Here is a 16,775-nt window from a genome sequence, read left to right as displayed (position 1 = left end):
ACCGAAGTCAATCGTCCGCGAACCGGAACGTGCCGTCGGCTGCGACGACCGCTGTGTCCCGCGCGACGTCGACGCCGACCAGACGGGCCAGCGCGCCCGCTTCCGTCGTGGTGGCCAGCGTGCGTTCGCCGCTGCCGGTCCGCACCGCCACGAAGCCGCGCTCCGGGGCGCCGTCGCGACCGTGCACGACGGTCCAGGACTCGATCGAGCCGGACCCCTCATAACCGGTGAGCGCTCGCGTGGTCGGCAGCGCATCGACGTCGGCCTGAACGTCCTGGCGCCGGAAGCCGCTGCGCGGCGGCTCCGTCCGGTAGACGCCGAACGCGTGCTTGGTGAGGTAGCCGCCGTTCGCCGTGATCAGCCCGTACGTTCCCGGCGCCTCGCGCAGCCGGGTCGCCAGGGTGGCGATCGCGTGGGTGCTGTAGTTGTTCCACGGACCGCCCGCGAACGTGAGGCCGCCGGTGAGCGTCAGCGGTCGACCGGGGTCGTCGAGGGGCAGCCCCAACTCGGCCGCGGCGACCTGGACGGCCGACGGGAAGCACGAATACACGTCCACGTGCGCCAGGTCGTCCCGCCCGATTCCCGACAGTTCCAGGGCACGGCCCCCCGCCAGCCGGATGGCGGGTGACCGATCGAGCGCCTCCCGTTCGGCGATGTCGTACGTGTCGTGCGCCTCGGTGCCTGCGTGCGGAAAGACCCAGTTGTCGCGGGGAATCCCGAGGCGGGTGGCAACGCCGACGGAACAGAGGAGCAGCGCCGCGCCCTGCTCTACCATGTTGTTCGAATTCATCAGCTTGGTGTACGGCCGGCTGATCCACCGATTGTCCTCGGACGGCGTGACGATCTCGTCGGCCGTGTACTCACGGCCGGTCCACGCGTGCGGGTTCGTCGCCGCCACCTTGCTGAATCCCGACCAGAGTGCGCCGATCGCGGCACGATGCTCGTCCTGCGACCGCCCCGACGAGATCCGCAGCGCCTGCTCGAACAGGGGGTACACGTAGGCGGGCCGGTCGAGCCCGATCCTGGACTGACCGTCGAAGACCATCGGCACCTCGGGGACGAGGACCTCCGCGGGTGGAACCGAGTCGTCCTGCACGGTCCACTCCGGGCGAACACCCCGAGACCGCAACTTCATCCGGGTCCGCCAGGACTCGGCGCCGCCCACCAGGACCACGTCGGCCCGGCCCGCCGCGATGTCCTCGGCCGCCTGGTTGACGAGGACCTGCGGGCCGCTGCCCCCGCTGCCGGTGTACCCGGTGTGCCGGACGGCGGCGCCGATGCGTTCGCCGACCAGCGCCCCGGGGTCGCGGTACCGCCACGACAGCATCCCGATCAACCGGACCGAGTCAACGAGTTCGAGCAGACGCGACGATCCTGCCTCTGAGGCGGCGGCGCGGGCCGCCGCGACGATCAGATCGACGGGTTCCACTCCCCCGGTCCGCTCGTTGACCTGTCCGCCGCCGACGAGGATCGGGGTGCGCGGATCGAGCGTCACGACATCACCGCCTCGAGGATGCGTTCCCGGTTCTCCGGCCTCGGCCAGCCGCCGAGGATCAGCGTCGTCAAGCAGGTGGGTTTCCAGCGGTTCACGATGTCCTCACAGATCTTGTCGGCAGGCCCGATCAGCGCGACGTCCTCGACCATCTCCGTCGGAACGGCCTGCGCGGCGAGATCGGGCCGCCCACGCAGGTACAACTCCTGGATCTCGGCGCAGGCGTCGGCCCAGCCCATGCGGGCGAAGACGTCGTTGTGGAAATTGGCGCCCTTGGCGCCCATGCCACCGGCGTACAACGCGACGACGGGTTTGATCTTGGCCGCCGCCTTTTCCACATCGTCGTTTTCGACCAGCCAGCACACGTTGGCGATCTCGAAATCCGACGGCGACCGGCGGGCCCCGTCCCGGCCGAACCCCTCGGCCAGCGCGGCGCGGTAGAACTCGTCGCTCTTGGGCGAGAACCACAGCGGGGTCCAGCCGTCCGCGATCTCCGCGGCGAGCGCGACATTCTTCGGGCCCTCCGCCCCGAGATAGACCGGAATGTCCTCGCGCAGTGGGTGAACGATCGACTTCAACGGCTTTCCGAGACCGCTGCCACCGTCCAGCGGTAGCTGATAGTGCCTGCCTCCGTAGGTTACCGGCTTCTCCCGGGCCCACACCGCACGCATGATCTCGACATACTCGCGGGTTCGCTCGAGCGGCCGGGGATACGGTTGCCCGTACCAGCCCTCGACCACCTGCGGTCCCGACGCGCCGATGCCGACGATCACCCGGCCCCCGCTGAGGTGGTCGACCGTCTGCGCCGCCATCGCCAGGGCCGTCGGCGTCCGGGCCGACATCTGGCAGACCGCGGTCCCGAGTGTGATGGTGGACGTGCGTGATCCCCACCAGGCGAGGGGGGTCAGCGCGTCCGATCCGTAGGTCTCCGCCGTCCAGAAGCTGTCCACGCCGAGCGCCTCGGCTTCGGCGAGCATGCGGTCGACGTTGCGCGGCGGACCGGAGCCCCAATATCCCGCGGCGATACCGACTTTCACTGGTATTCCTCACTTACTGCCCCGTTGGGCCGGTGTTGCTGGTCGCTGAAGTTCAGTGATTCAGATACTCGGGCGGGCGCTTCTCGAGGAAGGACTTCACCGCCTCGCGGTGGTCCTTGGTCATGGCTGCCAGGATCTGGGTGCGGTTCTCGAGGTCGATCGCCGCCCGGAGACTCGGCACCTCGAGGTTCGACCACATCACCTCTTTGGTCATCCACACCCCGAACGGGGTGTTCTGCGCAATCGCCTCGGCGGTGCCCAGCGCCGCGTCGATCAGGGTGCTTTCCGATTCGACGGACGAGGCGATTCCGATTCGTTCCGCCTCCAAGGCGTCGATCGTCCGGCCGGTGAGCAGGATCTGCGCGGCGCGCGAGAACCCGATCATGCGGGGCAGCAGCCAGCTGACCCCGATGTCGCAGTTGGACAGGCCACGTTTGATGAACGACGCGTGCAGGGCGGCCGAGTCGGCGATGATGCGGATATCGGCCATCAGCGCGAGCGCCATCCCGCCGCCTGCCGCTGCGCCGTTGATCGCGGCGATGATCGGCGGCCGCGCGCCGCGAAACGCCTCCACCAGGTCGGCGATGTGCTTCTGCACCCGCAGCCCGGCCTGGGGGCGACCCTCGCCGTCCGCGGCGCCGTCCGGGGTTCCGTACCCACGCAGGTCCAGGCCGGCGCAGAACGCCTTGCCCGCGCCGGTGAGGACGATCGCCCGGATGGTCGAGTCGTCCCGCACCCGGGCCAGAACCCGGTGCAGTTCGCCGATCATCTCCGCGTTCATCGCGTTGAGCGCTTCGGGTCGGTTCAGTCGCACGAGCAGGATGCCGGGCCGCGGCTGCTCGGTCAGTATCAGTTCGGACATTCGGGGCCTTCCCCTCGTGTGGTTCCGACGGCCTCCGCTTCGTGTCGGTACCGTCGACATATCAAGCTAATACCTTTAGGTTAATACCTCAAGATCCACAGTTCGGACGGACGGCGCGAAAGGACAGAACACAATGGCGGAACTGCACGGCAAGGTCGCGGTGGTGACCGGTGGAGCGAGCGGGATCGGGGCGGCGACCTGCGCACTCCTCGCGGAGCGGGGTGCGCGGGTGGTGGTCACGGACATCGACGACGAACGCGGCGAGGCGGTCGCGGCCGCCCTCGGCGAGCACGGTGTCTACCTGCACACCGACGTCACCCGCGAGGAGGATGTCGCGGCCGCGGTCCGCGTCGCGACCGAGCGCTTCGGACGCCTCGACGCGATGGTCAACAACGCCGGCCGGGTCGGGGCCTGGACGTACGTCGCCGACACGACCGTCGACGAGTGGGACTCCTCGTTCGCCGTCCTGGCGCGCAGCGCCTTCCTCGGGACCAAACACGCCGCCCGGGTGATGCGCGAGCAGGGGTTCGGCACCGTGGTCAACGTGTCGTCCGTGGCGGGGGTGCGCACCGGCTTCGGCCCGCACCCGTACGGCGCCGCGAAGGCCGCCGTGCTGCAGATGACCCGCAGCGCCGCACGCGAACTCGCGGAATTTCACGTCCGGGTCAACGCGGTCACCCCCGGCGGCGTCGCCACCCGCATCGTCGGTCACGGCGCCGGCCTGGACGGAGACGCGCTGGACGCCAGCGTCGACAGCGTGCGGCAGGGTCTCGCGACATTCCAGCCGATCCCCCGCGCCGGCGAGGGCCACGACATCGCCGGCGCCATCGCCTATCTGGTCTCCGACGACGCAACGTTCGTGACCGGGCAGAACCTCGTCGTCGACGGGGGCCTGACCCTCGGGAAGGCGTGGCCCGCCAACTACAGGCGCTGACGCACCTGTGCGCGGTTGACGAGTCCTGGGACTCGTCAACCGCGCACGGGCAGCGGAGCTGCCTACACCGGACCGCCGAGCCAGACGCCGACCTCTTCACCCGACACATGGCGGGCGTCGTCACTGACGAGGAACGACACGGTCGCCGCCACGGACTCCGCCGGGATCCGCGGCCAATGGGCGGCCAGGACGTCGACGGCGGCGTCGCCCCCGGAACTGATGATGTCGGTCTCGACGAAACCGGGGACGACGGTGTTGACGGTGATGCCGCGCCGCGCGACCTCGAGCGCCAACGTCCGGGTCATCCCGGTCAGACCGGCTTTCGCCGCCGAGTAGGCGCTCATCCCGGGCGACGGCCGGCGTCCGCCGGACGGGCTTCCGAAGAAGACGACGCGGCCCCAGCCGTTCTCGTACATCGCAGGCAACGCGGCGTGCGTGCAGTAGAACGCCCCGCTGAGGTTGACCGCGATCACGCGATCCCAGTCGTCCGGTTCCTGCTTGCGGACCGAGCCGGCGAGGTTCATGCCCGCGTTGTTGACCAGTACCGTCGGCGCCCCGAGCGTGTCGGCGGTCCGTGAGATCAGCTCCTCGGCGGAGGCCGCGTTCCCGATGTCCGCCTTGATCGCCACCGCACGGCCACCGCCCGCGACGATCTTCGCGACCACGTCGGCCGCATGCGTCTCGCTGCGCGAATAGTTCACCGCCACGGCGAAACCGTCCGACGCGAGGCGCTGCGCGATTGCCGCACCGATGCCCCTGCCACCCCCGGTGACGACGGCAACCTTCTGTTCACCCGCGTTCGTCATTCAGCGCACCTTCCGGTGGGTGTCCGGCACGTCCGCGTATGTGTCGCGCAGTTCCCGTTTGGCGATCTTGCCGCTGGCCATCCGCGGCAACGGCTCGTCCAGCAGGACGACGTAACGCGGGACCTTGAAGTCGGCGAGGCGCCGATTGCAGAACTCGACGACATCCGCCTCGGTCAGGCCCGGCGCCGCCTTCACGAGAGCAGCCGGAGTCTCTCCGAATTTCGCGTCGGGCACGCTGATCACCGCGACTTCCTCGACCTCGGGGATCTGATTGATCACCGATTCGATTTCGGCGGGCGAGATGTTGAGCCCACCGGAGATGATCATGTCCTTGAGCCGGTCCACGTAGGTCAGGTAGCCGTTCTCGTCGAGCTTTCCGAGATCTCCCGTGTGCAACCAGCCGTCGATCAGCGTGGCTTTCGTCGCGTCCTCGTTGCGCCAGTAGCCCGGCATCATCCCCGGACCGCGGAGGAGGATCTGCCCGGTTTCGCCGGGCGCGCAGTCGTTTCCGGACGCGTCGACGACTCGGATCTTGGTGAAGATGCCACCCCACCCGCACTTGTCCGGATGCTCGGCCGCCTCGTCACGGGGCATCACGGTGGCGGAACCGCCGATCTCGGTCTGCCCGTAGATCTGCCGCAACTGCACACCCCGGTCCTGCCAGATCCTCAGCAGGTGTGCAGGCACCCGGGCACCGCCCACGTGCGCGGTGGTGAGGTGGCGGAGGTCGGCGTCGGCGAATCCCGGGACCTTCGCGATCTGCTCGAACAGGATGGGTGGACCGGTGAGCGTCGTCGCCTTGTCCTCGACGAGAACACGCAGGGCCGCCTGCGGGTCGAATCCCGGTTGCAGGAAGAGCGTGCCGCCGTGGATGACGGTGCGGGAGATGCCCCAGATGATGCCCGCCGCGGTGAACAACGGCAGCACGAGCAGAGGCCGCAAACCGTTGGGCAGGATGGGTTCCATCAGCGACCACTCGTGCATCTCGCCCGCGATGGTGGCGTGGGTGAACACCACCCCCTTGGGCCTGCCCGTGGTGCCGCTGGTGAAGACGATCGCGGTCGGTGTCGAGACGTCGACCACGGGAGTCGGGAACGTCGCGTGCTCCCCGCCGCGCAGGGGCCGCACGTCGTGTTCGAGGACGGCGATCGAGAAGGTGTCGTGCGCCTTCAGGACCTCTTCGAGTCTCGGAAGGTACGCCTGATCGCAGTAGACGATCTTCGGCTCGCAATCCTCGACCAGCGCAGTGAGCTCGCCGGCGAGCATCCGCTGATTGAACGGCGCGGCGATGGCGCCCACCTTCATCGCCCCCAGCGCCGCCGCGCACCATTCGAGGGTGTTGGTTCCCACGAAGCTGACCCGGTCGCCCGGCAGGACGCCGCGCGCCGCGAGGTCGTGGGCGACGCCGTCGGCCCACCTCGACAGTTCCGCATACGTGACGACGTCGCCGTCGAAATCGATGGCCGGTTGGCCGGGGACGATCCGCGCCCAGAAATTCAGCGCGTCGATCACGGTTCCGCTCATTCATTGCCTCCTGTGTGCCCGGCCGCGACCGGCGGGGTCGAAACCGAAGTTCTCCGTGAAGGGACTCGTGCGTTCGGTCGCACTGTGCCGCCCGTCACAGCTGCTAAATCTAAAGGTTGTTGTTAAATCCGGCAAGGCGCGCTTCGCGCCGTGAGTACTTGTCAACGTCCGGGGGGCTGTTGCAAAATTCCGGGTCGGGGTGTCCGCGTGTCACCATGGTCTGACCTGGGGTTTCCTGGATAATGTGTTGGTGGCCAAGGGATATCGACCGGTGAATCGTGATCAGCAGTTCCTGTTGCCGCCGGACATGCGGGAGTGGGTGCCGCCCACGCATCCGGTGTGGACGGTGATCGAGATCGTCGACGAGCACCTCGACACCTCGGCGTTCCACGCTTCTCGTCGCACCGGGGGCGCCGGCCGGGCCGGGTACGACCCGGACATGCTGGTGACCCTGCTGATCTGGGCGTGGTCACGGGGGATGCGGTCCTCCCGGCAGATCGAGCGGGCCTGCACCGAGGTGGTGTCCTACCGGGTGATCTGCGCCGGCGACACCCCCGACCACGTGACGATCTCCCGGTTCCGCAAGGACAATCACACCGCCTGTCAGGACCTGTTCACGCAGGTCCTGATCCTGGCGGCGTCGCTGGGGTTGGGGCGGCTCGAAACGATCGCGTTGGACGGGGTGAAGATCGCCTCGAACGCCTCGAAGGACGCCAACCGCACCGAGGCCGGGCTCCGCAAGGCCGCCGCCGCCGAGGCCGCGCGGATCGCCGCGGCCGCCGCGGCGGCGCACGCGGCCACCGATGATGCCGAGGACGACCTCTACGGCGAGGACGATCCGGGCCCGGGCCAGGTGCCGGCGGAGTTGGCCGATCCGGGCACCCGGTCGGCGCGGATCGCGGAGGCGTTGGCGCAGCTCGACGCGGACAAGCGGGCCGAGCAGGCCGAGCGGGACGGGAAGTCACGGCACTACCTGGCCCGGCTCGACGCCGGCCAGACGGTGATGGGCCGGGTCCCGGTCGGGGCCGAGGTCGCCGCCGCCGAGCGGCGACTGGCCCAGGCGGTCACCGCCCAGCAGGCGGTGCTCGACCGATTCGAGGAGCGCACCGCGTCCGGGGCCCGGGGCGGGTTCGTCCCGAAACCGGTCGACGAGCACCACCTGGTCCGGCGGCGGCGCACCGAACTCGACACCGCCCTGCGCAAGCAGGCCGCACGCGATGCCACCGCCGGGCAGCGTCGCCGCAACACCACCGACCCCGACTCGCGGCTGCAGCCGCTACGCGGCGGCGGCTGGCTGCAGGGCTACAACTGCCAGGCCTTCACCAGCGTGGACGGGGTGATCCTGGCCACCGGGGTCGGGACCGGCCCCGCCGACTACGACTACTTCCCCGAGATGGTCGACAAGGCCGGTAAGGCCGCGCAACTGATCGACACCACCCGCCGCCACACCAACCCGAACCCCGCCCCCGCTCCGGCTCCGGCTCCGGCTCCGGAGGAGTTGATCGGGGTGATGCTCTTCGACGCCGGCTACTGTTCCCGCGAGAATCTGACCGCCCCGGGCCCGGACCGGTTGATCGCCACCGGCAAAGCCCGTGATCTCGAAACCGCGGCGGCCGAGAACCCGGTCACCGGATCCCCACCACCACACGCCGATCCGATCGCAGCGATGACCCACCGACTGCGCACCGAGGCCGGCATCGCCACCTACCGCCAACGCTCACCCATCGCCGAAACCGTGTTCGGGCACGCCAAACACAACCTCGGATTCCGCCGGTTCACCAGCCGCGGCCTCGACCGGGCCCGCAGCGAATGGGCCTTCCACGCCGCGGTCCACAACATCGGCAAGATCCTCACCCACCTGACCGCAGGACACACCCTCCCGGCCACCACCTGACCAGGCGGGGCCACCCCCGCCCGCACCGGCACCCGCCACAAGCCACGAGAGGGCCACACCACCCTCACTCAATTCCGCAACATCCCCCCGGCGGTTAACAAGTACTCACGGGTGCCGGAGGCGCACCACCTCGACGTTGATGCCGGTGAGCTGCGACTGGTTGCTCAGCGGGTCGTAGCCGTACGTCCCGGTGGGCGCGAGACGGTTGACGTTCACACCCGGGTTGCGCCTCGCGACGTCCAGCCCCCGGGCCGTGCGCTGCCCCCAGCCGTGGGTCATCGCCACGACGCCCAGCCGGAGGGTGTCGTCGTAGATCAGCATCGCGTCGACCTCGCCGTGGCGGTTGCGCACGGTGACGTCGTCGCCCTCGACGAGGTCCCGGCTCCGCGCGTCGTCCGGGTGCATCCACAGCGGATTGCTCTGGTGGACGCCCTGTTTGAACACCGGAAGATTGTGCAGCCAGCTGTTGACCATGTAGTGGGTGCGCCGGGTGATCAGTTTGAGCTGGTCCGCGGGCTCCGCGGCCAACTCCTCGAAGATGCGTTCCGCGGTCCCGTACGAGCGCTGGAACAGCGCGGGACAGCAGTCGATCAGACCGTCGTCGTGCTGGACCGCGATACTGAACACGTGCGACGGTTCGGCCTCCGGCAGCACCGCGGTCTGGCACGGCATGGTCGCGAGGAGATCGATGCTCAGACCCGGCTCCCGCATCATCGCGTCGACCGCGGCGAACGGATTCGGGTCGGGGTCGTCGAGCAGGGTCGGGACACCCATCGCCTGCTGGATGCGGGACAGGATCCACCAGTCGTCGCGGCGCTCCCCCTTCGCGGGGACGACGGCGGGCGTGTACTGCACGTACGGCTCCATCGCCACGCCCATCGTGTTGAGGAAGTTGACGTCCTCCCGTTCCAGCCAGTCCGTAGCCGGCAGAACATAGTCCGCCATCTCACCGGTGACCGTGCGGTACAGATCGACGGTCACGATCAGGTCCAACTGCTCGAACGCCCGGCGCAGGCGGTCGTCGCCTCCGACCGACAGCAGCGGGTTGCCCGACACCACGATCAGCGCGCGGACCGGGTCGTCGGGATTCTCGATGAAGTCCGGCAGGAGCGCGGCGGGGAGATCACCGCCGACGGTGCGCATCTCACCGAAGGGACCCTCGTAGAACGGGTCCTCCCGTTTGCGCTTCGAACCCTGCACCACGTCGGCGACGCCACGCGAGTAGATGTTGCCACCGCGCCTGCCGAGGTTGCCGGAGAACAGGCTGACCATGGTGAGCATCCAGTAGGCCAGGGTGCCCTGACGGCCCTGGTTCACCCCGGTCGCCATGTAGACGCTCGCGCTCGGTGCCGCGCAGAACTCGTCGGCGACCTGCCGGATCGTGTCGGCCTCGATGCCGGTGACCGCGGCGATCCGGTCGACGGGATACTGCCGGACGAAGTCGAGCAACTCGTCGACGCGGCGAGCGTGACGTTCCACCTCCGTTCGGTCGTACCCGATCCGGAAGACGATCTCGTGCAGGATTCCGGCGAGGAAGTAGAAGTCGGTGTCCGGCTTGATCAACAACACGTCACCGGTCTCCGGCGACGACGACTCGATGCGGCGCGGATTGACGAACAGGACGGTCCCGCCACGGCTCTTCACTGCGCGGATCTTGGCCATCGGATCCGAGATGTGGATCAGCGTCATGTGCGAGACCTGCGGGTTGCTGCCGAGGCACAGGAAGTAGTCGGTGTGCAGCAGGTCGGGAATCGGATGTGCCATCGACGCCCCGTAGATCGCCTCGCTGGCAGCGTATTTGGCCGAGGTGTCCTGGGTTCCGGCGCTGAAGCGCATCCGGGTGTCGAAGCCGCGCGCGATCGTGGCGGCGTTCGCGTAGTAGGCGCCGTTGAACGCCGACGGGTTGCCCTGATAGACGGCAAGGGCGTTGCGGCCGTGCTCGCGGCGCACCTCCTGGAGCCGTGCTGCGATCTCACGCGCCGCGACGTCCCACTCGACGGGTTCGAAGACACCGCGCTCCTCGCTCCGCGGATTCATCCTCTTCAGCGGCCGGGCCAGCCGGTCCGGATCGTGATGGACCTGGAGGTAGTGCACACCCTTGTGGCAGGAGAACCCCTTGTGCACCGGATGATCCGTGTCCGGCCGCAGCCGGACGACCTCGTCACCGTCCACCTCCGCGAGCAGGCCGCACCCCGGCTCGCAGATCCGGCAGAACGTGTGGACCTTCCGCGTCACGATCCCACCCGCGCGGCTCTCGCGACATCGCCCGCCGCGGCGGCGGCGACGATCTTGACCCGAGGACGGCCGACGGCCCGCCCCTGCTCGCGCTCGAAGCGGTCGATCGCGCGCCAGTCCGCGCCGCCGAGCGCGTCGGGCCTGCGTTCGCGCACCAGCGCCGCCAGGTCCGCAGCGGCCTGGGTCGGGGCGGCGAGCAGTCCCGCGCGGTGATCGGCGAGGAGTGCCTCGACGGTCTCCGCCGCGCAGTAGCGATTGGTGCCGATCACACCGGTGGCACCGCGTTTGATCCACCCCGCCACGTACTGACGGGGGACGGTTTCCCCCGTTCCCGGCAGCGCGACGCGGCCCGCGGCGTTGGCGACGGTCCCGGCGGCCTCGTCGAACGGGAGGCCGACGATCGGCAGTCCGCGGTACCCGACCGCCCGGAGGATCAGACCGCACTCGATCCGGTCAGCGGTGTCGCCGTGGGCCACCAGAAGCGACTCGGCACGACCCGCACCGAGCACCTCTCGTGGGGAGGTACCGAAGCGCAGCACAATGCGCTTGTTCCCCGGCGTCGCCTTCCGCCGGGAGTAGTCGGCGAGGATCCGCAGCTTGGCCGGTGCGTCCGGTGCCGCCGTCACCGGACCGTCGACGAGAACGTCGATTCCCGGCAGCGAGCCGAGCGCGAGCAGTTCCGGCGTGGTGCAGGCCGCGTGCTCGGGTCCGCGCCGACCGAGCACCACCACCTCCTCGACCCGGCTGTCGGCCAGGGCGGCGAGGGCGTGGTCGGCGATGTCGGTGCGGCGCAGGGTGTCCACATCGGAGACGAGGATGCGGGCGACGTCCAGGGCGACGTTGCCGTTGCCGACCACGACGGCGCGGCGCGCGGACAGGTCGAAGGCGCGATCGGCGTGATCGGGGTGGCCGTTGTACCAGGCGACGAACTCCCGGGCGGCGTAGCTGCCCGGCAGGTCCTCGCCGGGGATGCCGAGGCGCCGGTCCCCCGACGCCCCGGACGCGTGGATCACCGCGTGGTGGTGTGCCAGCACCTCGTCGATCGTCACGTCCCGCCCGACCTCGACGCCGAGGTGGAAGGTGAAGCCGTCGCGTCGTGCGGTGCGGTCGAACACCCGGTCCACCGTCTTCGTGTGCCAGTGGTCCGGCGCGACGCCGAACCGCACGAGTCCGCCTGCGACGGGCAGCCGTTCGAACATGGTGACCTCGGCGGCGATGTCGCGGCGGGCCAGCAGTTCCTCGGCGGCGTAGAACGCCGACGGTCCGGATCCGACGATCGCCACCCGCAGCGCGGGGGGATCGGTGACGCCGGTGGTCGCGAGGGCCAGCGGGAGTGGCTGCACGTGCGCACCCGGCGCCGCGGTGCGCGGATTCCGCTGGAAGTACTCGGCATTGATGTCGCGGTACCGGTCGATGTCCGGCGCGGGGGCGTCGCCGGGGACGATCGCGTCCACCGGGCACACGTCGGAGCAGGCGCCGCAGTCGATGCACGCACCCGGATCGATGTACAGCATCTCGGTGCGCGTGTACTCCCGCTCGGCGGGAGTCGGATGGATGCAATCGACCGGGCAGACCGCGACACAAGTCGCTTCGTTGCAGCAGTTCTGGGTGACCACGTACGCCATCAGGGATGCTCCTCGCTGGTGCGCGTCACGGTGACCGGGACGCCGTTGAAGATCGGGGACGCCGTCAGCGCCTCGAGGTCGGTGGTGTCGTCCACCAAAGCGTTGTAGTTGCTGCCCGGGACCGACGCCGACCGGGACGTTCGCAGGCCGGGCCCGTCGTGGCCCCACCCGTGGGGCATGCTCACCACACCGGGTCGCAACGCGTCGTCGATTCGCAGTTCGGCCGTCACGGTGGCGACCTTGGACGTCACCGCCACCCGGTCGCCGCCGACCAGGCCGCGCTCGGCCGCGTCGCGTGGGCTGATCAGCAGGGCGCACTGGCCGCCGTCCGGTTGGGGCAGGGCATTGTGCAGCCACGAATTCATGCCACGACGCTGACGCCGGTTGATCAGCAGCAGATCCGGGGCGGCCCGGGTCATGCTCGCCCGCACCCGCGGCAGATCCCCGACGATCATCTCCGGCATCAGGTCGATCCGCCCGTCCGGGGTGCGCAGCACCTCCGGGACGCGCGGTGTCAGCGGCCCGTAGTCGATGCCGTCCGGGTTGGCCTCCAGCAGTGCGAGAGTCAGCCCGTCGGGGTCCAGCCCGAAACGGTCGCCGTAGGGTCCGCTGCGCAGACGCAAGTCCAGCAGTCGCTGAGGGCCGCGCCGGCCGGTGACGGCGTGCAGTGCCTGTACCGCCTCGCAGCCGGCGAGTCTCGCGGCGCGCCGGGCGGCGACGGCCGCCACCTCGTCGTCCATCTCCTCGACCGGGCGGTGCGGGGTTCCCTGGGCGATCGCGGCGATCCGCAGCAGGATCTGCCATTCCGCCTGCTCACCGTCGGCGAGGTCGAGCAGGGGTGGGGTGTACCGGGCGACGTTCCGGATCTGGAAGTGCGCCAGCGTCACGTCGTGGTGGCCGCGGGTCGCCAGCGGTGGCGGCGGCAGGATGACGTCGGCGTGGCGGGTGGTCTCGTTGAGGTAGCAGTCCACCGACACCATGAAGTCGAGGGCGCCGAGCGCCTCCTCGATCGCCCCACTGTTGGGCAGGGAGCGGGCCGGGTTCCCGGCCAGGGTGATCAGCGCCCGGGTACGGCCCGGTCCGGGCGTGAGGATCTCCTCGGCGAAGCACACCGCGGGCAACTCCCCCATCGCCTCCGGCAGCCCCCGCACTCGCGAACGCCACCGGTCGAACATCAGCTTCGGCGGTCTGGTCACCGGCCAGGTGTTCTGCCCGCCGGCCGGCGGCAGCGCGAACATCGCCCCTCCGGGCCGGTCCAGGTTGCCGGTGACGATGGTGAGCACCTCGACGAGCCAGTTCGCGAGGGTGCCGAACTCCTGCATGCACGTCCCTATCCGTGAATGCGCCACCGCTGCAGGCGCGCCCGCGAACCCCCGCGCGACCGCGCGGATCATATCGGCGTCGATCCCGCACGCGGCGGCGACGGCGTGGGGGTCGACGTCCGCCGCCATGGCGAGCACGGCGTCCAGGCCGTCCACCACCGCAGGCACCCGATCGGGTCGGGACAGCCCCTCGGACGCGATGACGGACAGCACCCCGAGCAGGAACAGGGCGTCGGTCCCGGGCCGGATCGGCACGTGCAGATCCGCGACCTCGGCGGTGCGGGTGCGGACCGGATCCACCACGACGAGGATGCCGCCCCGCTCACGCAACGCCTGCAGGCGGTGGTGCATGCCGGGGGCGGTGACGGTGCTGCCGTTGGAGACCATCGGATTAGAACCGAGGATCAGCAGGTAGTCGGTGCGGTCGAGGTCGGGCAAGCTCATTCCCAGCCCGGTGCCGTACAGCAGCATGTGCGCGAGGTTCTTCGGCCAGGTGTCGACGCTGGCCGGCGAGTAGATGTTCCGGGTGCCGACCGCACCGATCAGCTCACCCAGGTAGAACGTCGAATCCAGGTGGTGGGCGGCCGGATTCCCGTGGTAGACGGCGCAGCTGCCCGGGTCACCGGTGACGAACTCCGGTAGCCGACGCTCGATCTCGGCGAACGCCTCGTCCCAGGTGGCCTCGCGGAACCCACCGTCTGCGGTGCGCAGGAGCGGGGTCCGGATCCGGTCCGGGTCGCCCTCGATGCGCCCGAGGCCGAGCCCCTTCGCGCAGCTGTGCCCGGCGCTCATCACGTCGTCGGGGTTCGGCGCGACCCTCGTGATGGCGCGACCGTCGAGTTCGACCAGCAGCCCGCAGGTCGACTCGCACAGCGGGCAGATCCGGTGCCCGGCGATCGGTTCTGCCGTCGTCATCACACGTCCTGTTCGATGGTGGTGGGCTCGACCGCGACGGGAACCGCGGTCATGGTGGGCATCGCGTTGATCGACTGGACGCCGTCACCGGTTCCGGTCAGCGCGTTCACGTTCACTCCGACGTCGTCGCACGGGTCGACGCTCCCGAAGCAGTGCGTCATCGACACCGTGCCGCGGGCCAGGGTGGCGTCCGCCCGCGCGGTCGCACGCAGGTGCCCGGACGCCGAGCGCACGGTCACCGCCTGCCCGTCGGCGATGCCCACGGCGGCGAGGTCGTCCGGGTGCAGGCTCGCGGGGTTGGCGCCACCGGGAACGAGTCCGGGCACGCGGGTGCCGGTGGAGTTGACGGCCTCCCGGATCCGCCGCACCGTCAACAGGAGCGGGAACTGTGCTGCGACGGCCCGGTCCGTCAGCGCTGCGTGCAGTTCGGCGCGCACGTCCTCGGGCATCAGTGTCAGGCGGTGCCCGGCATTCTCCTCGGCCGCCGGACCGACGACGGCGCCGCTGCGTCCGGCGAGGTGTCCGTGCGGGGCGGCGACCAGGTCCGCGAACGGGATGCGCCCCCGCTCGGCCATCATGGCCAGCAACTGCTCGGGGGTCGGTGGCGCGGCGGGGTCGAGGATGCGACCGGCGAACTTGACGGGCTGCCCGGAGGCGGCGGCGAGGTCGAGGAAGAATCGCCAGTCGTCGACGACGCCGGGCGGCGCGGTCACGACCGCGGGGGTGTACTGCGCGAACGGCTGCGGGAAGAACGGTTCCATGATCGCGGTGTGATCGGCACGCTCGTACATCGTGGTCGGGGCGATCACGTAGTCGGCGAGCCGCGCGGTGTCCGACATGCGCGGGTCGACGCACACCAGCAGGTCGAGTGATCGCATCGCGCGCAACGCTTTCCCGCGATCGGGCAGCGCCGCCGCCGGGTTTCCGCCGGAGACGATCAGCGCCCGCACCCGGTCGGGGCCGGGTTCGAGGATCTCGTCGGCGAGGATGCCGGACGGAAGTTCGCCGCGGATCGCCCGGACCCCACCGATCCGGCTGCGGAATCCGTGCTCGAATGCCCGGGTGGCCGGGGCGACCTCCGCGCGCGCCGGTTGGTGCCGGGTCAGGACGGCGCGATCGTCGGCCCGCTCCCCCTCCCGCAGATACCGGCCGCACACCACGTTCAGTGCCGCGACGAGGTGTTCCGCGAGGTTCGAGTGCGGGCCCATGCACAACCCGGTGCCGCTGGTCGCCATTCCCCGTGCCGCGCCTGCGAACACCCGTGCCGCGTTGCGGATCCGCGCTGCGGGAATACCGCAGATCCGCTGCACGACGCCGGGGGTCGCGCCGGCGACGGCATCGGCGAGCACGGCCAGGTCGGCCGTGTACCGGTGGCAGAAGCCGGCGTCGTGGAGGCGCTCGGTGAGGACGACGTGCAGGAGACCGGCGAACAGCACTGCGTCCGTGCCCGGCCGGGGTGCCAGGTGGATGTCGGCGAGCGCCGCGGTCTCGGTGCGTCGCGGGTCGACGACGATGAGCCGCAGGCCCCGTTCCCGCGCCGCCCTCAGGGTGACGGACGGGTTCTGCACCACCGCGCCGTCCCCGTCGCCGCCGTTGCCGGAGACGACGGGGTTGGTGCCCGCGAGCAACCACACGTCTGCGTCCTCGAATCGCTGCCGGCCGCCGAGGTACGTTCCCATCCGTTCGGCAACAACCCATTTCGCGGATTGGTCGATGGTCATCGTGGAGAACAGCTTGTGCGAGCCGGTACCCCGGAACCAGGCCCGGGCCATCGGCGGGGTGAGTGCGGCGAAGTTCTGCTGTGTCCCCATGAACAACGCGACCGCATCCGGCCCGTGCCGGTCGACGATTGCGCGCAGCCGGTCCGCGATGTCGGTGACCGCCCGCGCCACCGGCACCGGCTCGTGGGTGCCTGCCGCGGTGCGGCGCATCGAGGTGGTGAGCCGGTCCGGCCCGTGGACGAGGTCGCCGCCTCGGCGCCCCTTCGGGCAGGTGTAGCCGCCGGAGATCGGATGGTGGGCATCGCCGAGCACCCGCGCGATCCGCCCGTCCTCGATGTCGAGCAGGACCCCGCACGAGGAGGCACACAGCCTGCAGTACGACGTGGCCCTCGACGTGACGGATCGCAT

The 16,775-nt window shown here is 70.1% G+C and carries 11 protein-coding genes; 2 read left to right on the top strand and 9 right to left on the bottom strand.

Translation table 11 applies throughout. The features are described from left to right. Nucleotides 1–7: 7 nt before the first annotated feature. The 3 genes from CJ179_RS19225 to CJ179_RS19215 are packed head-to-tail and all read right to left on the bottom strand — an operon-like array spanning nt 8 to nt 3,391. A complete protein-coding gene (locus CJ179_RS19225; protein WP_095862523.1) occupies nt 8–1,495 on the bottom strand; it encodes an acetyl-CoA acetyltransferase in 1,488 nt (495 codons plus the stop codon). Further along, entirely contained in the window at nt 1,492–2,529 is a 1,038-nt protein-coding gene (locus tag CJ179_RS19220; protein WP_095862522.1) for an LLM class F420-dependent oxidoreductase, read from the bottom strand. Before CJ179_RS19220 ends, CJ179_RS19225 begins: the two co-directional genes overlap by 4 nt. 52 nt (nt 2,530–2,581) lie before the next feature. After that, a complete protein-coding gene (locus CJ179_RS19215; protein ID WP_095862521.1) occupies nt 2,582–3,391 on the bottom strand; it encodes an enoyl-CoA hydratase/isomerase family protein in 810 nt (269 codons plus the stop codon). A 133-nt stretch (nt 3,392–3,524) separates the two neighbouring features. On the opposite strand from CJ179_RS19215, the gene CJ179_RS19210 reads away from it, so the two are divergent. Beyond that, nucleotides 3,525–4,325, top strand: coding sequence for a glucose 1-dehydrogenase (locus CJ179_RS19210; RefSeq protein WP_072939720.1), 801 nt, complete (start codon nt 3,525–3,527; stop codon nt 4,323–4,325). 62 nt (nt 4,326–4,387) lie between these two features. Here CJ179_RS19210 and CJ179_RS19205 read toward each other — a convergent pair whose 3' ends face one another. Both CJ179_RS19205 and CJ179_RS19200 read right to left on the bottom strand, forming a co-directional pair. After that, nucleotides 4,388–5,131 carry an SDR family NAD(P)-dependent oxidoreductase gene (locus CJ179_RS19205; protein WP_095862520.1) on the bottom strand — a complete coding sequence of 248 codons (744 nt, stop codon included), beginning with the start codon at nt 5,129–5,131 and terminating at the stop codon, nt 4,388–4,390. Then, a complete protein-coding gene (locus CJ179_RS19200) occupies nt 5,132–6,655 on the bottom strand; it encodes a class I adenylate-forming enzyme family protein (RefSeq protein WP_095862519.1) in 1,524 nt (507 codons plus the stop codon). It abuts the gene before it with no gap. Between the two features lie 271 nt (nt 6,656–6,926). Here CJ179_RS19200 and CJ179_RS19195 point away from each other — a divergent pair, with 271 nt between their 5' ends. Next, nucleotides 6,927–8,549, top strand: coding sequence for a transposase (locus CJ179_RS19195; RefSeq protein WP_095862724.1), 1,623 nt, complete (start codon nt 6,927–6,929; stop codon nt 8,547–8,549). Between the two features lie 105 nt (nt 8,550–8,654). Here CJ179_RS19195 and CJ179_RS19190 read toward each other — a convergent pair whose 3' ends face one another. From CJ179_RS19190 to CJ179_RS19175, 4 genes are read right to left on the bottom strand one after another with little or no spacing between them, the layout of a single operon-like run. Continuing rightward, nucleotides 8,655–10,787 (bottom strand): molybdopterin-dependent oxidoreductase, encoded by a 2,133-nt coding sequence (locus CJ179_RS19190; RefSeq protein ID WP_095862750.1) that lies wholly within the window; start codon nt 10,785–10,787, stop codon nt 8,655–8,657. Next, on the bottom strand, nt 10,781–12,409 hold the full coding sequence (locus CJ179_RS19185; RefSeq protein WP_095862518.1) for an FAD-dependent oxidoreductase: 1,629 nt from the start codon (nt 12,407–12,409) through the stop codon (nt 10,781–10,783). Before CJ179_RS19185 ends, CJ179_RS19190 begins: the two co-directional genes overlap by 7 nt. Next, nucleotides 12,409–14,646, bottom strand: a complete 2,238-nt coding sequence (locus tag CJ179_RS19180; RefSeq protein ID WP_095862517.1) for a molybdopterin-dependent oxidoreductase — start codon at nt 14,644–14,646, stop codon at nt 12,409–12,411. Before CJ179_RS19180 ends, CJ179_RS19185 begins: the two co-directional genes overlap by 1 nt. Continuing rightward, nucleotides 14,646–16,775 (bottom strand): molybdopterin-dependent oxidoreductase, encoded by a 2,130-nt coding sequence (locus CJ179_RS19175; RefSeq protein WP_095862516.1) that lies wholly within the window; start codon nt 16,773–16,775, stop codon nt 14,646–14,648. The genes CJ179_RS19180 and CJ179_RS19175 overlap by 1 nt, the downstream gene beginning before the upstream one ends.

Origin of the sequence: Rhodococcus sp. ACS1 (assembly GCF_002300155.1) — a bacterium.
Lineage (GTDB): Bacteria > Actinomycetota > Actinomycetes > Mycobacteriales > Mycobacteriaceae > Rhodococcus_F > Rhodococcus_F koreensis.
Note: the sequence above shows the minus strand (reverse complement) of the source record. Positions and strands in the feature narration are given on the sequence as shown.

Bases quoted from the DNA above. Each gene is read 5' to 3' on its own strand.
- CJ179_RS19215 (WP_095862521.1), bottom strand. From the start codon at position 3,391: ATGTCCGAACTGATACTGACCGAGCAGCCGCGGCCCGGCATCCTGCTC.
- CJ179_RS19210 (WP_072939720.1), top strand. From the start codon at position 3,525: ATGGCGGAACTGCACGGCAAGGTCGCGGTGGTGACCGGTGGAGCGAGC.
- CJ179_RS19205 (WP_095862520.1), bottom strand. From the start codon at position 5,131: ATGACGAACGCGGGTGAACAGAAGGTTGCCGTCGTCACCGGGGGTGGC.
- CJ179_RS19200 (WP_095862519.1), bottom strand. From the start codon at position 6,655: ATGAGCGGAACCGTGATCGACGCGCTGAATTTCTGGGCGCGGATCGTC.
- CJ179_RS19185 (WP_095862518.1), bottom strand. From the start codon at position 12,409: ATGGCGTACGTGGTCACCCAGAACTGCTGCAACGAAGCGACTTGTGTC.
- CJ179_RS19180 (WP_095862517.1), bottom strand. From the start codon at position 14,646: ATGACGACGGCAGAACCGATCGCCGGGCACCGGATCTGCCCGCTGTGC.
- CJ179_RS19175 (WP_095862516.1), bottom strand. From the start codon at position 16,775: ATGCGATCCGTCACGTCGAGGGCCACGTCGTACTGCAGGCTGTGTGCC.